This is a genomic window from Anaerococcus faecalis (assembly GCF_013371425.1).
Classification (GTDB): domain Bacteria; phylum Bacillota; class Clostridia; order Tissierellales; family Peptoniphilaceae; genus Anaerococcus; species Anaerococcus porci.
In genome coordinates this window covers 168,073-187,434 of sequence record NZ_JABVBA010000004.1, presented here as the reverse complement: position 1 = coordinate 187,434, position 19,362 = coordinate 168,073, and the positions used below count along the sequence as shown (strand labels likewise).

General features: G+C 29.1%; 21 protein-coding genes. 19 read left to right on the top strand and 2 right to left on the bottom strand.

From position 1 onward, the window contains the following. Nucleotides 1–152 precede the first annotated feature (152 nt). Nucleotides 153–593 (top strand): GNAT family N-acetyltransferase, encoded by a 441-nt coding sequence (locus HV819_RS05540; protein WP_154541754.1) that lies wholly within the window; start codon nucleotides 153–155, stop codon nucleotides 591–593. A 542-nt stretch (nucleotides 594–1,135) separates the two neighbouring features. On the opposite strand, the gene HV819_RS05535 is transcribed toward HV819_RS05540, so the two are convergent. Next, complete coding sequence (locus HV819_RS05535; RefSeq protein WP_154541333.1) at nucleotides 1,136–1,681, bottom strand: biotin transporter BioY; 546 nt, start codon at nucleotides 1,679–1,681, stop codon at nucleotides 1,136–1,138. A 317-nt stretch (nucleotides 1,682–1,998) separates the two neighbouring features. Between HV819_RS05535 and HV819_RS05530 the strand changes: the two genes are divergently transcribed. From HV819_RS05530 to HV819_RS05460, 15 genes are all read left to right on the top strand, one after another. Next, a complete protein-coding gene (locus tag HV819_RS05530) occupies nucleotides 1,999–2,925 on the top strand; it encodes a biotin--[acetyl-CoA-carboxylase] ligase (protein WP_154541331.1) in 927 nt (308 codons plus the stop codon). A 290-nt stretch (nucleotides 2,926–3,215) separates the two neighbouring features. Then, nucleotides 3,216–3,437: an acyl carrier protein gene (gene acpP / locus HV819_RS05525; RefSeq protein ID WP_154541329.1), complete on the top strand. Its 222-nt coding sequence runs from the start codon at nucleotides 3,216–3,218 to the stop codon at nucleotides 3,435–3,437. A gap of 1 nt (nucleotide 3,438) precedes the next feature. Beyond that, on the top strand, nucleotides 3,439–3,909 hold the full coding sequence (accB, locus tag HV819_RS05520) for an acetyl-CoA carboxylase biotin carboxyl carrier protein (RefSeq protein ID WP_154541327.1): 471 nt from the start codon (nucleotides 3,439–3,441) through the stop codon (nucleotides 3,907–3,909). After that, nucleotides 3,906–5,294, top strand: coding sequence for an acetyl-CoA carboxylase biotin carboxylase subunit (locus HV819_RS05515; RefSeq protein ID WP_176269693.1), 1,389 nt, complete (start codon nucleotides 3,906–3,908; stop codon nucleotides 5,292–5,294). Before accB ends, HV819_RS05515 begins: the two co-directional genes overlap by 4 nt. Further along, a complete protein-coding gene (locus HV819_RS05510; protein WP_176269692.1) occupies nucleotides 5,275–6,135 on the top strand; it encodes an acetyl-CoA carboxylase carboxyltransferase subunit beta in 861 nt (286 codons plus the stop codon). Before HV819_RS05515 ends, HV819_RS05510 begins: the two co-directional genes overlap by 20 nt. Further along, the gene (locus HV819_RS05505) at nucleotides 6,122–6,898 is read left to right on the top strand and encodes an acetyl-CoA carboxylase carboxyltransferase subunit alpha (protein WP_154541321.1); all 777 of its coding nucleotides are present in this window, start codon (nucleotides 6,122–6,124) and stop codon (nucleotides 6,896–6,898) included. The genes HV819_RS05510 and HV819_RS05505 overlap by 14 nt, the downstream gene beginning before the upstream one ends. After that, a complete protein-coding gene (locus HV819_RS05500; protein ID WP_154541319.1) occupies nucleotides 6,889–7,782 on the top strand; it encodes a 3-oxoacyl-ACP synthase III family protein in 894 nt (297 codons plus the stop codon). Before HV819_RS05505 ends, HV819_RS05500 begins: the two co-directional genes overlap by 10 nt. 1 nt (nucleotide 7,783) lies before the next feature. Next, entirely contained in the window at nucleotides 7,784–8,713 is a 930-nt protein-coding gene (locus HV819_RS05495) for an NAD(P)H-dependent flavin oxidoreductase (protein ID WP_154541317.1), read from the top strand. After that, nucleotides 8,691–9,713: an NAD(P)H-dependent flavin oxidoreductase gene (locus tag HV819_RS05490; protein WP_154541315.1), complete on the top strand. Its 1,023-nt coding sequence runs from the start codon at nucleotides 8,691–8,693 to the stop codon at nucleotides 9,711–9,713. The genes HV819_RS05495 and HV819_RS05490 overlap by 23 nt, the downstream gene beginning before the upstream one ends. Next, nucleotides 9,710–10,600 carry an ACP S-malonyltransferase gene (locus tag HV819_RS05485; protein WP_154541313.1) on the top strand — a complete coding sequence of 297 codons (891 nt, stop codon included), beginning with the start codon at nucleotides 9,710–9,712 and terminating at the stop codon, nucleotides 10,598–10,600. The genes HV819_RS05490 and HV819_RS05485 overlap by 4 nt, the downstream gene beginning before the upstream one ends. A 2-nt stretch (nucleotides 10,601–10,602) precedes the next feature. Beyond that, entirely contained in the window at nucleotides 10,603–11,331 is a 729-nt protein-coding gene (fabG, locus tag HV819_RS05480) for a 3-oxoacyl-[acyl-carrier-protein] reductase (RefSeq protein ID WP_154541311.1), read from the top strand. Continuing rightward, on the top strand, nucleotides 11,328–12,545 hold the full coding sequence (gene fabF / locus HV819_RS05475; RefSeq protein ID WP_154541309.1) for a beta-ketoacyl-ACP synthase II: 1,218 nt from the start codon (nucleotides 11,328–11,330) through the stop codon (nucleotides 12,543–12,545). The genes fabG and fabF overlap by 4 nt, the downstream gene beginning before the upstream one ends. 1 nt (nucleotide 12,546) lies before the next feature. Beyond that, entirely contained in the window at nucleotides 12,547–12,966 is a 420-nt protein-coding gene (fabZ, locus tag HV819_RS05470) for a 3-hydroxyacyl-ACP dehydratase FabZ (protein WP_154541307.1), read from the top strand. Nucleotides 12,967–12,974: 8 nt separating this feature from the next. Continuing rightward, the gene (locus HV819_RS05465; protein ID WP_154541305.1) at nucleotides 12,975–13,466 is read left to right on the top strand and encodes a MarR family winged helix-turn-helix transcriptional regulator; all 492 of its coding nucleotides are present in this window, start codon (nucleotides 12,975–12,977) and stop codon (nucleotides 13,464–13,466) included. A 247-nt stretch (nucleotides 13,467–13,713) separates the two neighbouring features. Continuing rightward, nucleotides 13,714–13,998, top strand: coding sequence for a DUF6506 family protein (locus HV819_RS05460; RefSeq protein WP_154541303.1), 285 nt, complete (start codon nucleotides 13,714–13,716; stop codon nucleotides 13,996–13,998). A gap of 45 nt (nucleotides 13,999–14,043) precedes the next feature. Here the strand turns inward: HV819_RS05460 and HV819_RS05455 are convergent, their stop codons facing one another. Beyond that, nucleotides 14,044–14,829 (bottom strand): SDR family NAD(P)-dependent oxidoreductase, encoded by a 786-nt coding sequence (locus tag HV819_RS05455; protein ID WP_176269691.1) that lies wholly within the window; start codon nucleotides 14,827–14,829, stop codon nucleotides 14,044–14,046. A gap of 215 nt (nucleotides 14,830–15,044) precedes the next feature. On the opposite strand from HV819_RS05455, the gene HV819_RS05450 reads away from it, so the two are divergent. From HV819_RS05450 to HV819_RS05440, 3 genes are all read left to right on the top strand, one after another. After that, entirely contained in the window at nucleotides 15,045–16,733 is a 1,689-nt protein-coding gene (locus HV819_RS05450; protein ID WP_154541299.1) for a Na/Pi cotransporter family protein, read from the top strand. 252 nt (nucleotides 16,734–16,985) lie between these two features. Next, a complete protein-coding gene (locus HV819_RS05445; protein ID WP_154541297.1) occupies nucleotides 16,986–17,711 on the top strand; it encodes an ABC transporter ATP-binding protein in 726 nt (241 codons plus the stop codon). Beyond that, nucleotides 17,701–19,329 carry an ABC transporter permease gene (locus tag HV819_RS05440; protein ID WP_176269690.1) on the top strand — a complete coding sequence of 543 codons (1,629 nt, stop codon included), beginning with the start codon at nucleotides 17,701–17,703 and terminating at the stop codon, nucleotides 19,327–19,329. Before HV819_RS05445 ends, HV819_RS05440 begins: the two co-directional genes overlap by 11 nt. Nucleotides 19,330–19,362: the final 33 nt, after the last annotated feature.

The following is a 19,362-nucleotide window of genomic DNA, read 5'->3' as shown; positions in this document are numbered from 1 at the left end:
GATGTAAAGGAATCGACAGATATACAACATATTTAATCGGTAATGCTTTATTGTAAAGACTGTGGTTCTTCTATGGTAAGAAGAAATGTGTATAAATAACTTAGCTCAAGTTTTTGGAGCTATTTATATAAAATAATATTATGGAGAAATTAATGAGAATAAGGGAAATGAAAGTTGATGATATTAGTAAAGTTATTTCACTTTATATTAATTATTATAATGAAATTGAAAACTCGTGCTGGACAGAAAAAACAGCGTATAAAAGATTATATCAAGTTTTAACAATAATGGATTCTTTTTCATTGATAATGGAAGATGATGAAAATAAAGCTCTTGGTTTTGCTATAGGATATTTTAAGCAATATGATGATATCATAGGATACACACTGGAAGAAATTATTATAGAATATAATGAACAAAATAAAGGATATGGGAGTAAGTTATTAAATAAAGTTGAGGAATTAGTTATAAGAAATGGAGCGTCTTGTATTGAGTTACAGGCGGTTAATGATAAGATGCATTCATATTTTTATGAAAAAGCTGGATATAAAAATTCGAATAGCTTTGTAAATAAAGTAAAATGGTTTGATTAAATTAATATGTATTAAATAATCAATCAGAAGTAAATAGTTATATAAGTAAGGTTTTAAGACTTATATTAGAGAAATTGACTATTCTATTTTAAAATTAGTAGGAAATTTTATGAAAAACTACATTACTGATATATGATAGATAAACAAGTATAGCTTTAGAAATTTTAGCATTATACAATAAAAAATATTTATGCGTTTTTAAAAATAAAAAGATTTTTAAATGTAAATCAAATAAGTTAAGTTAAAATAGTAGTGAATAATAAAGTAATACTTCTTAGAAAATAAGGATTTATCATATATTCTTGCTGAGAAAAAATCAAAAGAATTAATTGCTTATATCTTTTCATTAATAACTTCATTATGAATGCCATCCAAAAAAGATATATTGTCCTTTAATATTTAGTAAATTTGTAATAAAAAAGAAGACATATTTAATCTCCCTTATTAAGTTGTGGTTAATTTAATTGTAAGGTAAATGATTAAATATGTCTTTTTTATTACAGACCAAAAATTAAGAATATAGTTCAATTTTATATTTTTTGCTATGAATTTATTTTTATAATCTTTGAAATTCTTGGGACTATGATTGCAGCTAAGAGAATTTTTACTAAGTCTGGAACAATAAAAGGAATCATTCCAATTGTAAATACTTTTGATATACTTATTGTAGTTCCCATTATTTTATTTAAAATAAAATACATATAAGGAAGTCCTATCAAATATAAAATAATTTCTGAAATGATAAGAGCTGATACAATCTTTATAAAACTTTTTTCTCCTTTAGTAAACTTAGAAATAAATACTGCACAAATAACGAATGCAATTAAAAATCCAAAACTTGGTTTTAAAAATGACTGTATACCCCCGCTAAATCCAGCAAAAATTGGAAATCCCAGCAATCCAAGTAGTAGATAGATAAAAACTGTGAGTCCAGCGTAAAAAGGTGTTAATAAAAGTCCAGTCATAAATATAAAAAAGCTTTGTAGAGTAATTGGAACAGGACCTACAGGAATTGATATAAAAGCACCTACAGCTATAAGCGCTACTAAAAGTGCTATTTTTGTTATGTCTTTTGTTTTAAATTTCATTTATAACCTCCAAGAAATATATTATACAATGTTATGGAAAGTGTCAAAGTAAAGATAAATATTTTTACTATGCTAAAGTTTTAAAATAAGCAAGGATATTATCGACAGGAAGTATATATTATTAAATATAGATAATATCTATTGATTGAGCTTTATTTGACCATTTGGTAAAATATTATATAAATAATGCATGAGTTAATAAATATAAGAATAATATATATAGTATATTAAAGTAAAAATTATTAGGACTATTGTAATAATCCTAGCATAAATTTAAAATATCTCTCTACTGATTATTATAGTGAAAGGATTATAGAATGCAGCTTAAAGAAAAAGTATTTTTTTTAATAAAAAATGATACTAACTCATTTATATCAGGGCAAACAATTGCTGATAAATTAAATATTTCAATATCTAAAGTTAAAGAAATAGTAAATTTAATTAAAGAAGATGGATACATTATTAATTATAGTGAAAAAGGATATAGAATTAAAAATGAAAATAGAGTTTTATCAGAAGAAATAAGGAAAAATTTGCAAAAAGATTTGCATGGAATTGAAATAAATTGCTTTAAAGAAATTGATTCTACGAACGATGAAGCAAAGAAAAATGGCAAAAATCATTTTTCTATCTTTGTTGCACCAAAACAAAGTGATGGGAAAGGAAGGTGTGGTAGAAAATTTGAATCTCCTGGAGGACTATATTTTTCTATTTTTCTTAAAAAAGATGAACTTGTTTTTGCAGATATTTTAACAATTAGAGCTGTAGTAGCTGTAGTTAGAGTTTTAAAAAATATAGGTCTTGAAGTAGGAGTTAAATGGGTAAATGATGTTTTTATTGATAATAAAAAAGTTTGTGGAATTTTAACAGAGTCGCTCATAAATATGTACGGTGATATTACAGATATAGTGGTTGGAATTGGAATTAACATAGGTACGGATCAAAGCAAATTTTCAAAAGAAGTTAGAAGTGTTGCTGGTGTAATTGGAGATGGAATAGATAAAAATTTAATAGTAGCAAAGATTTTAAATGAACTATCGGATATATTTAAAATAGAAAGAGGGATAATAATAGATGAGTATAAGAGCTATTTAATTGTTTTAAATAAGAAAATATATTATAGTATTGATGGTTCAATCAAAGAGGGACTTGCATTGGATATTGATGAAAATGGATCGCTTGTAATATTAGAAAATGAAAAAATCAGAAAATTAAGCTATGGAGATGTGTCTATAAAATTATGATTTTGATAAATAAAATATTACTTTCATCTTTAAGGCAATTAAAAAATCTATAATAAATTGGAATATTAATCTTTTTATTAGGATATATGTAATCGATAATAAGTCGATGCATATATCCTTTTTTATTAATCATCTATAAATTTAGGATATTAATTGAAATTTTCAAATAGTTATAATTAAATTAGAAAAAGAATAAAAAAAATTATATAAAAAAACTTAAGTAATTGACAAAAGAGAATTAATACTATAAAATAATTAAGTAAAAATTTTTAACTAATTGGAGGAATAAAATGAATTTAGAAAATTTAAAAAATATAATTGCTAGTAACTTTGGAATTGACAAGGAAGAAATTAAGATGGAATCAAATCTAAAAGATGATCTAGGTCTAGATTCTCTAGATGCAGTTGAATTAACAATGGCGATAGAAGAAGAAACAGGAAAGGAAATTCCTGATGATGCATTTGAAAAAATAGCTACTATAGAAGATCTAATATGTTATTTGAATAAATAATATGGAAAAGTATTTAGAAATTACAGAAAAACTTATTAAGTCTTTGGAAGATTCATCACTTGATGTTCTTGAATTTAAATTGGATAATTTTTCTTTGAAAATTGGAAAAAATTCATTTTTTGAAAATAACTTACAAGAAAGTGTTAAAGAAAATAACAAGAATTTTGAAGCTAAAAAGGTAATCAATGATGCAAAAGTAGAAAAGAAAGAAATAGTAAAAGAAGAAAAAAATATAAAGATTTTGAAGGCTCCAGTTCTTGGAGTTTTTTACTCTTCTAAAAGTCCAGAGGCAGATCCCTTTGTAAAAATAGGGGATAAGGTAAAAAAAGGAAGCACCTTATGTATTATTGAGGCAATGAAGATGATGAATGAAATAAAAGCTCCTTATGATTGTAGGATTGTTGATTGTCTTGTATCCAATGAAGACTTTGTTGAATATGATGCTGAAATTTTTAAATTGGAGCAATTATGATCAAGAAAGTTTTGATTGCAAATCGTGGGGAGTGTTCACTATCCATTTTAAGAAGTGCTAGAGAGTTAGGTATTGAAAGTTTAGTTATTTATTCAAAAGCCGATGCAAATCAATCTTATATTTATTTAGCTGATGAAGCAGTTTGTATAGGAGATAAGTTTTCTAAGGATACTTATTTAAATATGGATGCGATTATATCTTGTGCAAAAGAAAAGAATTGTGATGCAATTCATCCGGGATATGGGTTTTTATCAGAATCTCATGAATTTGCTAAAATGGTCAGGGATGAAGGGATTATTTTTATAGGTCCAAGTCCAGATGTAATAGAATTAATGAGTGATAAAATTCAAGCCAAAAAACTTATGGAAAAGATTGGAGTTCCTGTTGCAAAGGGAATTCCACTTGATAAGCAAAGTGAGGAAGAAATATTAAAAATTTGTGAAGAAATTGGCTATCCTATACTCCTAAAAGCCAGAAGTGGTGGTGGAGGAAAGGGAATGAGAAGAGTTGATTCTGCTGAGGAAATTTTTCATGCTATTAATTTAGCTAAGGCTGAAGCAAAAGCTTCTTTTGGTGATGAAAAAATATTTATCGAAAAACTTATTGAGCAACCAAGGCATATTGAAGTACAAATTTTATCAGATGGAGATAAAGCTATACATTTGTTTGAAAGAGAATGTAGTTTGCAAAGAAATAATCAAAAACTTTTAGAAGAAGCCCCTTGTGATTTTATATCTAATCAATTAAAAGCAAAGCTTTATAAAGCAAGTCTAGAGTGTGTGAAAGTTACCAAATACACTGGTGCAGGAACTATTGAATTTTTAGTTGATAATGATGAGAATTTTTATTTTTGCGAGATGAATACAAGACTTCAAGTCGAGCATGCAGTAACAGAAATGATTACTGGAATTGATATTATTAAGGAACAATTTAAAATTGCTTCAGGTATTGGTCTTTCAATAAATCAAGAAGATGTAAAGTGTTTTGGACATTCAATTGAGGTTAGGATAAATTCAGTTGACCCATTAAATAACTTTATGCCATCAAGTGGAAAAATAAATTTTTTATTTACACCTGGAGGAATGGGTACAAGGTTTGAATCAGCTATCTATAAAGGATTTGATATTCCTATCTACTATGATTCTATGATTGGAAAAATAATAGTAAAGGATAATAAAAGGTTAAACTCAATAAAAAAACTTAGGAGAGCTATAGAAGAAACTATGATTGAGGGAATAGAGACAAATCTAGGGTTTATGTATACACTTTTATTTGATGTAGATTTTTTAAAAGGCAGAATCCATACAAATTATATTAAAGATAAGGAAGAAGTCTTAATAAATAAAATGAAAGAGGTAGCTAAAATTGTCCAAGAAAGATCTTAAAAATAGAAAGACTTTATTATACACAATAAAAAAACTTAGCAAGCTTGCCAAGGATTTTTCAACAAAAAAAAACAATGAAAAAATATTTGTTTGTAAAAAATGTGGGAAGGCAAATCATTTAGAAGACTTGAAAAAAAATTTATTTATTTGCTCACAATGTTCTTCATATTTTCCCTTAACTGGTATAGACAGATTTGATATGCTCCTAGATAAGGGATATAGGGTAATTGATTATAATTCAAAAAAAACCAACCCTATAAATTTTCCAAATTATAGAAATAAGAAAGAGGATGAAAAAACCGAAGCTGTAAAAATTGCAAGAGGTAAAATTTTGGGAAATCCAGTTTTAGTGGCTTCACTTATTAATACATATATGTTAGGCAGTCTTGGCACTTATGTTGGAGAAGAAATAACAAAAATGATAGAAGAAGCAGAGAAAAAGCAACTACCTATTGTAATTATTTCTTTAAGTGGAGGAGCTAGAATGCAAGAGGGGATTTTTTCTTTAATGCAAATGGCAAAGATTAGTTCAGCACTTTATTCTTTTGGAGAAAAAGGTGGACTTTACATAAGTCTTCTAACTAATCCTACTATGGGAGGAGTTAGTGCAAGCTTTGCAGCTCAAGGAGATTATAACATTGGAGAGCCTGGTGCCTTAATAGGATTTGCTGGTCCAAGAGTAATAAAGGAAACACTTCGTGAAAAGATACCAGATAATTTTCAAAAAGCAGAAAATCTTGAAAATTTCGGATTCTTAGACATGATTATTGAGAGAAAAAATCAAAGAGAAATAATCGGAAAAATTTTAAGGATGCATAGGAGTAAATATGGACGCTTATGAAAGAGTTATAAATGCTAGGTCTAAAGATAGAAGTGTATCTAAGGAGGTTATAGAAGATTTATTCGATGATTATTATTATATAAAAGGAGATAGGGCTTTTGGAGATACACACTCAATAATTGGTGGAGTAGGAGAGCTTGAAAATTATACAATGACCTTTATAGGTATACAAAAAGGTAAGAGTATGGAGGAGGCTATACAAACAAATTTTGGAATGCCTGAACCTCATGCATATAGAAAGGCCATAAGGTTAATGAAGGCAGCTGAAAAATTCAAAAGGCCAGTAGTTAATTTTATTGATACACCAGGTGCCTATCCAGGTGTTAGAGCAGAGGAAAAGGGACAGCATCAACTTATTGCTGATTGTCTTATTACTATGGCTGGCTTAAAAGTTCCTAGTTTTGCATTTATAATCGGTGAGGGTGGTTCAGGAGGTGCATTAGCTCTTGCTCTTGCAAATAAAATTTATATGGGGGATGGAGCTGTTTTTTCAATTCTTTCACCTGAAGGATTTTCCTCAATTTTATATAAAAGTAAGTCAAAGGCGAGAGAATCTGCTCAACTAATGCGATTAACTTCACATGATTTACTTGAAGATGGAATTATTGATGGGATTGTAAAGGAAGATAGGAATAAAATCTCAATTTCAGATTTAAAGAAAATTATTTTGGGGGATTTAAGGTATTATTCAAAATTTTCCTCAAATGAAATTGTTAGAGATAGGCATGATAAATTTAGAAAGATAGGTGTTAAGTGGGTTTAGAATTTATAGAAGCTCATAAGTTTGATATAGAAAAATTTGTAGAAAATGATTATTTCGAAAATAATCTAGACACAAGTTCAGAGTGGATTGAAAAAAGGACGGGGATATTTACTAGACAATTTTCAGATTATGGAGTTGATGAAATGGCATTAAATTTAGTCAAGAAATTTAAAAATAATATGGAAAATCTAGACTTAATAATTTGTGCATCTTTTTCTTCTAAAAGAAGAATGCCATCAATTTCTAACCTAGTAAGAGAAGAGCTTAAGAATAATCCCCACTGTCTTTGTTTAGATATAAATCTTGCTTGCAGTGGATTCGTTGCGGCTTTACTTATGGCAGAGTCATACCTTTTAGAGGGAAGAAGAGCTTATATCTTTGCAAGTGAAAAGATTTCTGACTTTATGGATATGGAAGATAGAAAGACAGCCATACTTTTTGGAGATGGAGCAGGAGGAGTTTTGGTAGAAAAAAATAATAAGCTATGGGAGGCTGACGTAGCATCTTTTCCAAATGAAAATTCTTTGAATTTAGGTGAAAACTCTAAAATCACTATGGATGGGAAAAAAGTTTATAGGTTTGCAATTGAAGAAGTTTTAAATTCTATAAAAAGACTTTTAGATAAAAATAAATTTACAGGAAAAGATATAGATAAGATGATTTTACATCAAGCAAATAAGAGAATAATCAATCATGTTGTAGAAAAAATCGGAATGGAAAAAAGCAATTGTCTATCAAATTTACAAAAATATGGAAATACGTCTGCTGCATCTATTCCTCTTGTTCTTGCAGAAAACTTTGCTTCTATTAAAGAAGGCGAAAAAATAATCTTTTCTGGTTTCGGTGCAGGTCTTTCTGTTGTAAGTGTTTTGATGGAGTGGTGAAATGGATTTAAAAAAATTACTTGATATAAAGTATCCGATTATACAAGGTGGAATGGCACATATTGCAAATGGAGAATTTGCTGGAGCAGTTTCAAGTGCTGGTGGTTTAGGTATTATTGGTTCTGGAGGAATGGATAGCAATTCTCTAAGAGAAAATATAAGAGCATTGAGAAAAATAACAGACAAGCCTTTTGGGGTTAATTTGATGATGCTTAGACCAGATATTGATAAGTTAGTTAAAGTTGTTTTAGAAGAAGATGTAAATATAATAACAGTTGGAGCAGGAAGTTATGAAAAGTATGCTGATGATTTCGAAAATAAAAAAATTAAGGTTCTACAGCTAATATCATCACCAATTCAAATAAAAAGATATGAGGCTCTTGAACCCTTTGCATTTATAGCAGAAGGCTTGGAAGCTGGAGGGCATATTGGACAAATGACAACTATGACCCTTATTCCTCAAGCTATAGCACAGACTAAAAGACCAGTTATAGCAGCAGGAGGTATAGCCTCTGGACGAGAAATTTTTGCAGCAGAAGTTTTAGGAGCAAGTGGAGTACAAATCGGTACAGGATTTTTATTTACTAAGGAATGTCCAATTCATGAAAATTATAAAAACAAATTATTAAAATCTAATTCATCAAAAGTAACTGTAATTGGGAATATAAATGGAATACCTATGCGAGTCTTAAAAAATAAAATGACAAGAGAATATCAAAGGCTTGAAAGAAATAATTCTCTTTTAGAACTTGAAAATTTCACCATTGGTAGACTTAGGAAAGCTGTTGTTGAAGGGGATGTAGAAAATGGATCTGTAATGACTGGCTTATCTATTGGCTCCTTTAATTCGGTGATATCTGTAAAAGAATATATTGAAAAATTAATGAGTGAATACCGAGAAATAAAAGATGAATATAAAAATAAAAAATAAATATATAAATATACCAATTATTCAAGGAGCTATGGCAATTGGTATGTCAAATAAAAGCTTAGTAGCAGCAGTAGCAAATAGAGCTGGGATAGGCACTTTATCAATGGTAAATCCTGGTTATGCACAGGAAGATTTTATGAAAAATCCATTTGAGGCAAATAAGAGAGCCTTTATAGAAGATTTAAAATTTGCAAGGGAAAAGTCGAATGGTAGAGGTCTCATACTGACAAATTTAATGCATGTTGTAGAAAGATTTAATGAATATTTAGAGTTTTTAAATAGTACAGATGTTGATGGTGTAGTTGTAGGAGCAGGACTCCCCCTTGAATTGCCAAAATATATTTCAGAAGAAAAAATAATAGGCCCTATTGTATCATCAGAAAGAGCATTAAAGATTATTATGAAGAAGTGGGTGAAGTACAAAAGAAAACCTGATTTAATAATTTTGGAAGGACCTAAAGCTGGTGGTCATCTTGGATTTAAAAGAGAGGATTTGAAAATAAATATTCTAGATGAGTTGAAAAAAATTATTAAATTAAGTGAAGAAATTCCAGTCTTTGTTGGAGGAGGCTTTGGTAGTCCACAAGCTATGAAAAAAGCTTTAAAAATGGGAGCTAGTGGAGTTCAAATAGGAACAGGATTTTTGTTTACAGAAGAATCAGGTATGCCAAAATCTACAAAAGAAAAACTTCTAAAAGAAATAAATAATGGAAATCTTAAAAATGTTATATTAGAAAGTCCTGTTGGACTACTTGCAAGAGGTATAGAAAACAAACTTGTTAAAAGAATGAAATCAGAAAAAATTCCACCTAAGCGTTGTATTTCATGTATTAAAACTTGCAAAAGAAAAGATACAAATTACTGTATAAGCGAGGCTCTTATAAATGCTGTAAAAGGGGATATAGATAATGGATTATTTTTTGCAGGAACTGATATAGAAAATATTGAAAAAGTTAGGTCTGTAGATGATTATATAGACTGGTTACTGGAGGAAAAATGACTAAAATAGGGGTGGTTTTTGGAGGGCAAGGTTCTCAATATGAAAATATGGGAAAAGTTTTTTTAAATCATTCAAAAACCAAATATATATATGAAGAAATTTCTGAGTATAAAAAGATTATTTTAAATGGAGATCTAGAAGAATTATCAAGGACTGAAAATCTTCAACCTATAATGCTTGCATTTCAAATATCTGCACTAGAATTTTTAAAAAAGAATGAGAATATAGCTGCAACTTGCGGCTTAAGTCTTGGAGAATATGCAAGTCTAGTATTGGCGGGTTCTTTGCCATATAAAGATGCACTTTCTCTTGTCAAAATAAGAGGAAGTCTTATGCAAGATGAAAGTCAAAAATATGATACTAAGATGCTTGCAATTTTGAATAAAAATGAAGATGAAGTTAAAAATCTTATTATTAATTTTTCTTATCCTGATGAAATCCATATTTCAAATATAAATAGTCCAAAGCAAGTTGTAGTTGCTGGAGATACAAAAAAAATAGACTTTTTTAAAGAATACATGACTGAAAGAAAAATACGAGCCATTGAAATGAAAGTAAGTGGTGCCTTTCACACAAGCTTTATGGAAAATGCTGGAAAAAAATATTTTGAAAAGTTAAAAGAAATAAAATTTGAAAAACCTAAGATAGATTATTATTTAAATCTAACAGGGAAAAAATATAGTGAAGAAGATTTAAGAATTGTTTTATCAAAACATATATATAATCCTGTGAGACTTTTTGATGATATAAAAAATATGATAGATTCTGGAGTGGATAAGATTGTAGAAATCGGTCCGGGTAGTGTGATTTCTAATATAATTAGAAAAAACTTCAAAGAAGTTCAAGTGATTTCTCTAAAAAACGAAGAAGAAATAATTAAGGGGTAATGATGAATAATAAAAAATATGCTCTAATAACAGGGGCTAGTGGGGGTATTGGAAGTGCTATTGCAAGAAAGCTTGCAAGTGATTATAATTTAATCCTCCATACAAGAAGTAAGAAAGATAAGATAGATAAATTAAAAAAAGAATTAGATACAGAAGTTATTTGTATAAGTGCAGACCTATCTAATTTTGAAGATTGTCAGAAAGTTTTTAATATATGTAAAGAAGAAAATCTTGATGTAGAAGTACTAGTAAATAATGCAGGTATGACTTTGGATAATGTAATTTTTAGAATGAAAGAAGAGGACTTTGTAAAAGTAATAGAAACAAATTTATATTCGGTTTTTTATCTCTCCAAATTATTTGCAAGGACAATGATGAAGAAAAAAAGCGGGAGAATAATAAATATTGCCTCTATAAGTGGAATTAGAGGCAATGTTGGACAAACAAATTACAGTGCCTCAAAAGCTGGAATCATTGGTTTTACTAAGTCACTTGCCAAAGAACTTGCTACAAAAAATATTTTGGTAAATGCAGTAGCACCTGGTTTTATAGATACAGAAATGACAAATAATTTAAATGATGCAGTTAAGGAAGAAATTTTAAGAGATATTCCCTTAAAAAGATATGGGAAAGCTGAAGATGTAGCTGGATTAGTTTATTTTTTATCAGGAAAAGACTCGTCATACATAACTGGTCAAGTTATTTCAGTTGATGGAGGAATGAATATATGAGAGTTGTAGTTACAGGTTTTGGTGCTTTAACACCAATAGGTTCAACGAAAGAAGAACTTATAAAATCTATGAGTGATGGAAGATGTGCTATTGACGAAATCACGCGTTATCCAATAGAAAATAGAGAAGTTACTCTTGCAGCTGAACTTAAAAATTATAAAGAAGATAAAGAATTTTCAAGAAAAGAAATAAATAGATTGGATAAGGTAAATCAATATGCCATCTTAGCTGCAAAAAATGCTATGAAAGATTCAAAACTTTCAAAAGAAGAAATAGAAAATAAAAGAGTTGGAGTTTATATAAGTTCAGGGATTGGTGGAATAAGAACTATTGAGGAAGATTATGTAAGGGGAATGAATAGGGGATTTGATAAGTTAAGTCCTTACTTTATCCCAAAGGCAATAATAAATTCAGTAGGTGCAAATGTTGCAATAGAACTAGGAGCACATGGTTCTTGTATATCTATGGTAACTGCTTGTGCATCATCTACAAATGCAATAGGGGAAGCTTATAGGGCAATAAAAGATGGTTACGAAGAAATTATCTTTGCCGGAGGAAGTGAGGCATCGATTACCGAACTTGGCATTGGTGGATTTACATCTATGAAAGCTCTTAGCACTTCTAAGGATAAAAATAGGGCATCAATTCCTTTTGATAAGGATAGGAACGGATTTGTAATGGGAGAGGGTGCTGGTGTTTTGGTTTTAGAAAGTTTGGATTCAGCTTTAAAAAGAGGAGCAAATATAATTGCAGAATTAGTTGGTTATGGAGTAAATTGTGATGCTTATCACATAACATCACCATCACCTGATGCAAAGTTTGCAACAAAAGCAATTGCAGATGCTATAAAAGATGCGGGAATAAGTGCAGATGAAATAGATTATATAAATGCCCACGGAACTTCAACATTTTTAAATGATAAACTTGAAACTCTTGCAATAAAAAATATATTTGGAGATAGAAAAATTAAAGTATCTTCATCAAAATCTCAAATGGGACATCTACTAGGTGGTTCTGGTGCTGTTGAATCAATACTTTCGATTTTAGCAATGAATGAAGGATTTTTACCCCCATTAATAAATTTTAAAAATAGAGATTTAGAATGTGATCTTAACTTTGCTTTAGAAGCAGAAGAATATCCTATAAATTATTTTCTCAAAAACTCACTTGGATTTGGGGGACATAATGCAGCCCTAATTTTTAAGAGGTATTAATATGGAAATAAATTTTGATCAATTAAAAGAAATCTTACCACATTCTTATCCTTTTATAATGATTGACAAGATTGTTGAAATAGACAATAATAAATATGCAAAGGGAATTAAATCAGTATCTGGTGGAGAATATTATTTTCAAGGACATTTCCAACAGGAGGCCATAATGCCTGGGGTTCTTCAAATAGAAGCAGTTGCTCAAGTTGGAGCAGTAGCACTTTTAAGAGAAAATCCTAAAAGGCTTGCTTTGCTTGGTGGAATAAAAAATGCACGATTTTATAAGCCAGTAAAACCAGGAGATTATTTGGAAATAACTTGTGAGATGATGAAAATAGTAAAAAATCTCGGTATTGGAAAGGGTAATATTATAAGAGATGGGGAAATTGTAATGACTTGTGAAATATCCTTTGCTTTGAAATAGGAGGAAAAATGTATAATAATTTGGAAAAAATATTTGATGAAGTATATGAAAAATTTAAGTTGAATTTATATAAAAATATGTTTGCCAACTTACAGGATAGGGAGGCAACATTGACAGCAACTGAAACTTTTACCATTGAAGTTATACATGCACTAAATAGACCAAGGGTAAGTGATGTTACTGAATTTCTTGAATGCTCTCATCCAAATATTGCTTATAAAATATCTGCTTTAATAAAAAAGGGCTATCTTAAAAAAATTCAATCCGAAGAAGACAGAAGAGAATATTATCTAGAATGTACAGAAAAATTTTATGAGTATTATAATATGAAAAATTCTTATATAGAGTTGGTCTTAGATAGACTGAGAAAAAGAGTTGATAAAAAAGACATAGAAACCATGGAAAAAATTCTTGAAATTATGAGTGATGAACTTATGCCGGAAGTAACTAAATTTATAAATTCTAGGAAAAATGAAGATTCTAATGGAAAAGAATCATAAGATTCTACTACTGAGTCTTAATAATTTGAAAAATAAAATAGGTTTTTAAAAATGTTATAATCAAGAGTTTTTAAGATTTTAAAGTAATCCTAAAGGCTCTTTTTTATTAAAAAATATACTTTTAAAACTATTTTAAAGGATTTTCCAGCTTATATATAAAATATTAGATTAGAATTTAAAAGCTAATATAGTATTTATAAAAATATTAATAAGAGTAGATGATTTTTAAAATTTATAAGGAGAGTTTATGAAATTTGCATATATCATTATGGGTCCTTTTGATCCAATTGTTGATAGAAAGTGTATAGGAAAAAATAATAATGCACAAATTATTGGAGTAAGAAATTTAGAGATGGCAAAAGATATAGCCATTAAATTAAAAAAAGAAGATATTGATGTAATTGAGCTTTGTGGGGCATTTGAAGAAAGAGGAGCAAAAGAGATTATTAAGGCTACTAATAATGAAATCCCTATAGGGTTTGTATCTCATTTTAAGGAACAAGATGATATGTTTAAGAAGTTATTTGGGTAAATAGAAATATGTAAAAAGTGCCAAGAGGCACCTTCTTTATTATATTTATAATATATGTTTTCCGCCATCAAGTCTAAGACCCCATCCCATCATATGTGCTGATACTTCACTTGCTAGATATAAGGCTGCATTTGCTACTTCTTCTGGCTTTGCATATCTTTTATCATATGATGCTTCTGCAAAGAATCTTTCAGCTTCTTCTGGAGTTTTACTATCACCAAATGTATTTTTCTTTATTCTTCTCATCATATCAGTGTCTACTGCAGATGGTGCGATATAATTTGCATGAATTCCACTTCCGCCTACTTCTGTAGCTAAGGTCTTAACAAGGGCTGCTACTGCGTGCTTGCTTGCTACATAGGCTCCCATTCCTGGACTTCCTACGTAAGATCCTTCTGATCCAAGAACTACAACAGAACCTTTTTTATTTTCTAACATATAAGGAATGGCATATTTCATAGAATATAAAACACCATACACATTTATAGAAAATACTTTGTCATAATTTTCTTTTGTTGAATCTTTTATCTCTTGGTAGTCTCCATTGTTTCCAGCATTTGATACTAGGGAATAAAGAGTGCCAAAATCTTTAACTACTTGATCTGTTACCCTTTTTACTTCTTCTTCATTTGTTATATCTAATACATAACCACGAACCTTATCTTCTGGTGGATTTCCCAATTCTTCTATTAGTTTATCTACCTTTTCTTTTCTAGTAGATGTAAGGGCAAGTTTTGCACCTTCTTTATAAAAAGCCTTTGTTATAGCCCTACCTATTCCACCTGTTGATCCTGTTATGAGTACTACCTTATCTTTTAAATTTAAATCCATAATTATCCTTTCTTTAATTTAATAAGCTTACATTTATATTTTACTCTAAAAGATAATTTCTAATAATATTCTTTACTTTGATAAATCAAAAAAAAGAATAGGCTTTTAAATTATTTAAATTTCAATTGTTGTTTTATTCCTTTTATGATAATATTATATTAAGGTGAGATTTTTGTTAAAATCTTGTAAATTGAATATTATTAAATGGAGGAATTATGCAATTATCGACATTATCGTCTTTGCAATGGAATCTGATTGCAGGAGGGCTTGCAATATTTTTATTTGGTATCAACCTTATGGGAGATGCCCTTACTAATTTTGCTGGACCAAAATTGAGGGGATATGTAGAAAAGTACACATCTAATCCAATCAAAGGAGTATTGGTGGGAGTACTTATTACTGGTTTAATTCAATCTTCATCAGCAACTACAGTTATCGCCATAAGCTTTGTTAGGGCAGGTGTAATGAGTCTTGAGCAAGCTATTGGTGTCATTTTGGGTGCCAACATAGGTACAACTGTGACTGCCATTTTGATTGGTTTTAACCTAGACTACTTATCCTATTTTATATGCCTTATAGGTGTAATCGTGTTTTTATTTTCTAAAAAAAGGAAGGGAAAATATATTGGAGAAATTCTTGTTGGTTTTGGACTTTTATTTATAGGTCTAAAGATGATGGGAGATAGCCTAGCAGAACTTAAGAACATCCCTGGCTTTGAAGATATAGTTACATCTTTAGGAAGAAATCCACTTATAGCGGTTATAGTAGGTGCTTTACTGACAGCACTTATCCAATCATCATCAGCCTTTATTGGTATTGTCCAATCTCTTTATGCATCTGGGGCAATAGGGCTTAGCTTATCGCTTGGGTTTTTATTTGGTGCCAATATTGGTACTTGTATAACAGGAGTTCTTGCTTCTTTGGGTGGTTCTTTATCTGCTAAAAGAACAAGTTTGTTTCATGTACTTTTCAATGTGTTGGTATCAATCATATTTTTAATATTGTTGGTGCCTTACCAAGGATTTGTAACTTTTGTATCTGATAAGTTTTCGCTTAATCCAATGATGACTATAGCAGTGGCACATTTTAGCTTTAACTTTGTTGGTATGATTTTATTCTTACCAATTATTAGGCAAGTATCAAGGGTACTTCATAAAATTATACCTGGTAAGGATTCAATCTTTTCTGATGTTAAGGATATTGAACTTGAAGAAAGTTTAATTAATACCTTTCCAGCTGCAGCCTTAGACCAGGCCAAGTCTGCTATTATTAAGGAAAGTAAGATAGCTCTTGAAACTATTAAGGCTACTCGTAAATATCTAAATAGTGGAGATAAAAATGACCTTTCCACTGCAAATCAAGCAGAAGCCTTAGTAAATGAGATGGATACTAAGATTCAAAAATATATACTTGATATATCTAAGTCGAATTTAGTAAGTGAGCTTGAAGGTGAAATACATAACTACTTACAAGTACAAATAAATGTGGAAAGAGTCTCAGATCTTGCTCAAAATTTGGGAGAGTATTTTGACGAAATAAATGAGGCCAATGAAAAATATAATGAGGAAGCTTTAGAGGATTTAAATAAGATATATGACTTGGTTATAAACAACTATGTTAATTCAATAGAAGTATTTGAGTCGGAAGATTCAGCACTTTATGAAAAACTAAAAGAGGATGAAGCTAACCTTGATCTTCTTGAGCAAAACTTAAGGAAATCACATTATAAAAGACTTAGAAATGGTGAGAATCTAACTACAGTTGCAAGCTCTGTATTTGTCGATATAGCTTCAACTATTGAAAGAATTGGAGATCATGCTTTTAATATTGCCCGTTTAACAGTAGATCCTGTAAAGGTTCATAGTGAGTATGAAAAACAAATAGTAAAATTGCATGAAGAATAAGATTAAAGCTTTCGTATATTTGCGAAAGCTTTTAATTTTATAAATCAAATTTATTATTTTACAATCTATTGCATTTAATTATAATATATTGGGTATAAAAATAAAAGATAAATATACGAGAAAGTAGTATTGATAGAGAAATAATAAGGGGAATTTTAAATAATAATTTTATCTATCTATGGTAAAAATATTAAAATAGCAGTTTTATTAGCTTTATTTAGGGTGTTTTTTAGTATATAAAAAGGAGTTTTCATGTTAGAAGTTAAGAATTTTACCAAAAAATATAAAAATGGAAAGCTTGCTGTAGATAATATTTCATTTACTGTAAAAAATGGGGAAATTTTTGGATTTTTAGGACCAAATGGTGCAGGAAAGTCAACTACAATAAAAGCCATAGTAGGGCTTATAAAAAAGAGTAGTGGTGATATTACTATAGATAATATTATGATTGAAGATAATCCTTTATTATATAAGTCTAAATTCTCATATCTTGCTGACAATCCTTTGCTATTTGAAAAATATAATGGAATTTCATACATAAACTTTGTTGCAGATATATATGGCGTAAGTAAAGAAGATAGGGACAGAAGACTCAACAAATATCTTGATTATTTTAATATAAGAGAGTCTATGGTAGATGATATTTCATCTTACTCCCATGGAATGAAGCAAAGACTTGCCATAATAGCAAGTCTAATCCATAATCCAGATCTTTTAATATTGGATGAACCAATGGTAGGACTTGATCCTAAATCATCATTTAATCTTAAAAAGATTATGAGGGATAGGGCAGATAGGGGCAAGATGGTTTTCTTTTCAACCCATATGATGGAGGTTGCTGAAAATATTTGTGACAGGATTGCAATAATATCAGAAGGAAAAATTGTGGCAATGGGAAGCCTAGATGACATTAAAGAGAATCTTTCTGAAGATAAGTCCCTTGAAGAGATGTTTTTGGAGCTTACAGATGTTAAATAAAAGATTTAGACAATTATTTATTAAAAATTTCAGAGAAGAAAATCTCAAATACCTACCAAATACCAAGGTCTACGGATATCCTAATGACTATGTGTTAAGAATACTCTTGATATTAGTAATTTACGGTTTTTATCTAGGGGTAGGGTTTTCTATCTTTATGTTTTTAGCCTTCGTTTACCTTAAAAATGGAGATGAGTTTTCATATTTTATGTCATCATCTCTTGTAATAAGTTTCTTTGCCCTTATTTTAAGTATAAATGACCTGATTACTGACTATAGTAGGAGTAAGGAGATTACTATACTAAGAACTATGCCTATTAAGGAGAGTGAGATTTACTTATCTAAATTTTTTGCTAAAATTTTATCAAGTTTTGAAGTTTTCTTATTTTATATATTAATGGGTATAGTTTATTTCTATATAGACGGATTTAAAGCCATAAGACTTATAGGATATGTAATAAATTTTCTTCCTATGATTGTTATACCAATTCTACTTATGTCCCTTATTATCATGATTATAATGAGATTTTCAAATATAAGGTCTTATTCTAATATATTCAAATTCATAGGCTATGGTATAAGTTTATTACTTATAGGTTTTGTCTATTTTTACGCTTTCAGGTCAAATAGTGGAGATGCATTTTCAAAAATAGGAAAAATTTTTATATCATCTGATAGCATTCTTTCATATTTATTTATCCATACAAGGATATATGCAAAAAGTTTAAACGCTTCTTTTATAAGCTTTATAGGCTATAGCCTAGTTTTATACCTTTATTTTGCTATTTTGATTTTTATAAGTGAAAAGATTTCCTCAAAAATATACTTAGATTCATTTTCTGAATTGAGACAGAAGAAAAGAGATAAAAAGCAAGGCTTGGTTAAAAGTTCACAAAATTCGAAAATTATAGCAATATGTAGAAAAGATTTCAAATCTCTAATAAGCACTCCAGTATATGTTTATCCTGTTTTATCTTCTATGATAATTTTTACTATATTTTGGGGATTTGGAGCAAGTGGATTTCTAGATATGATAAAAACACTTGATTTTTCGAATAAGGATTTATATTTAATCTTTATTATTGGCGGATTTGTCTTTAGATATTTTATATCGGCTAATGATGTAGCTATAAATTCGTCTTTATCAAGGGAAGGAGAGGGGCTTTATCAAACATTAACTTATCCGATTGCCCCAAGGGATAATGTTCTAGGAAGGCTTATTTCTATAAATTTATTAAATACCATTTTAAACATAGGTTTATGTATTATTTTATCTTTGCTTACTAAAGTAGATTTTTTGGCAAGTTTATCCTTATTTATAGGATTTACTTTAGCAAGTCTTCTTTCATCAATGCAGGGAATTTTGATGGACTCTAAGTCTGTTAATATCCACTGGGAAAGAGAGAAAGATTTGACTAGGGGTTCATCAGCAAATATAGGATATTATCTTGCAAGTGGTATTATACTTTTAATAGTAGGTGTATTTAGTTTTTTAATATATAATTTAACTAATATCTATGTTGCATTTTTATTTATATTTATTCTTATAATTTTAGTTATTAAGTTTCTTTATATGGCTTGTATAAGGTCATATAGAAATGGATTTTATGATGTATAAATAGATGAAAAGAGACTGCCAAATCATGATATG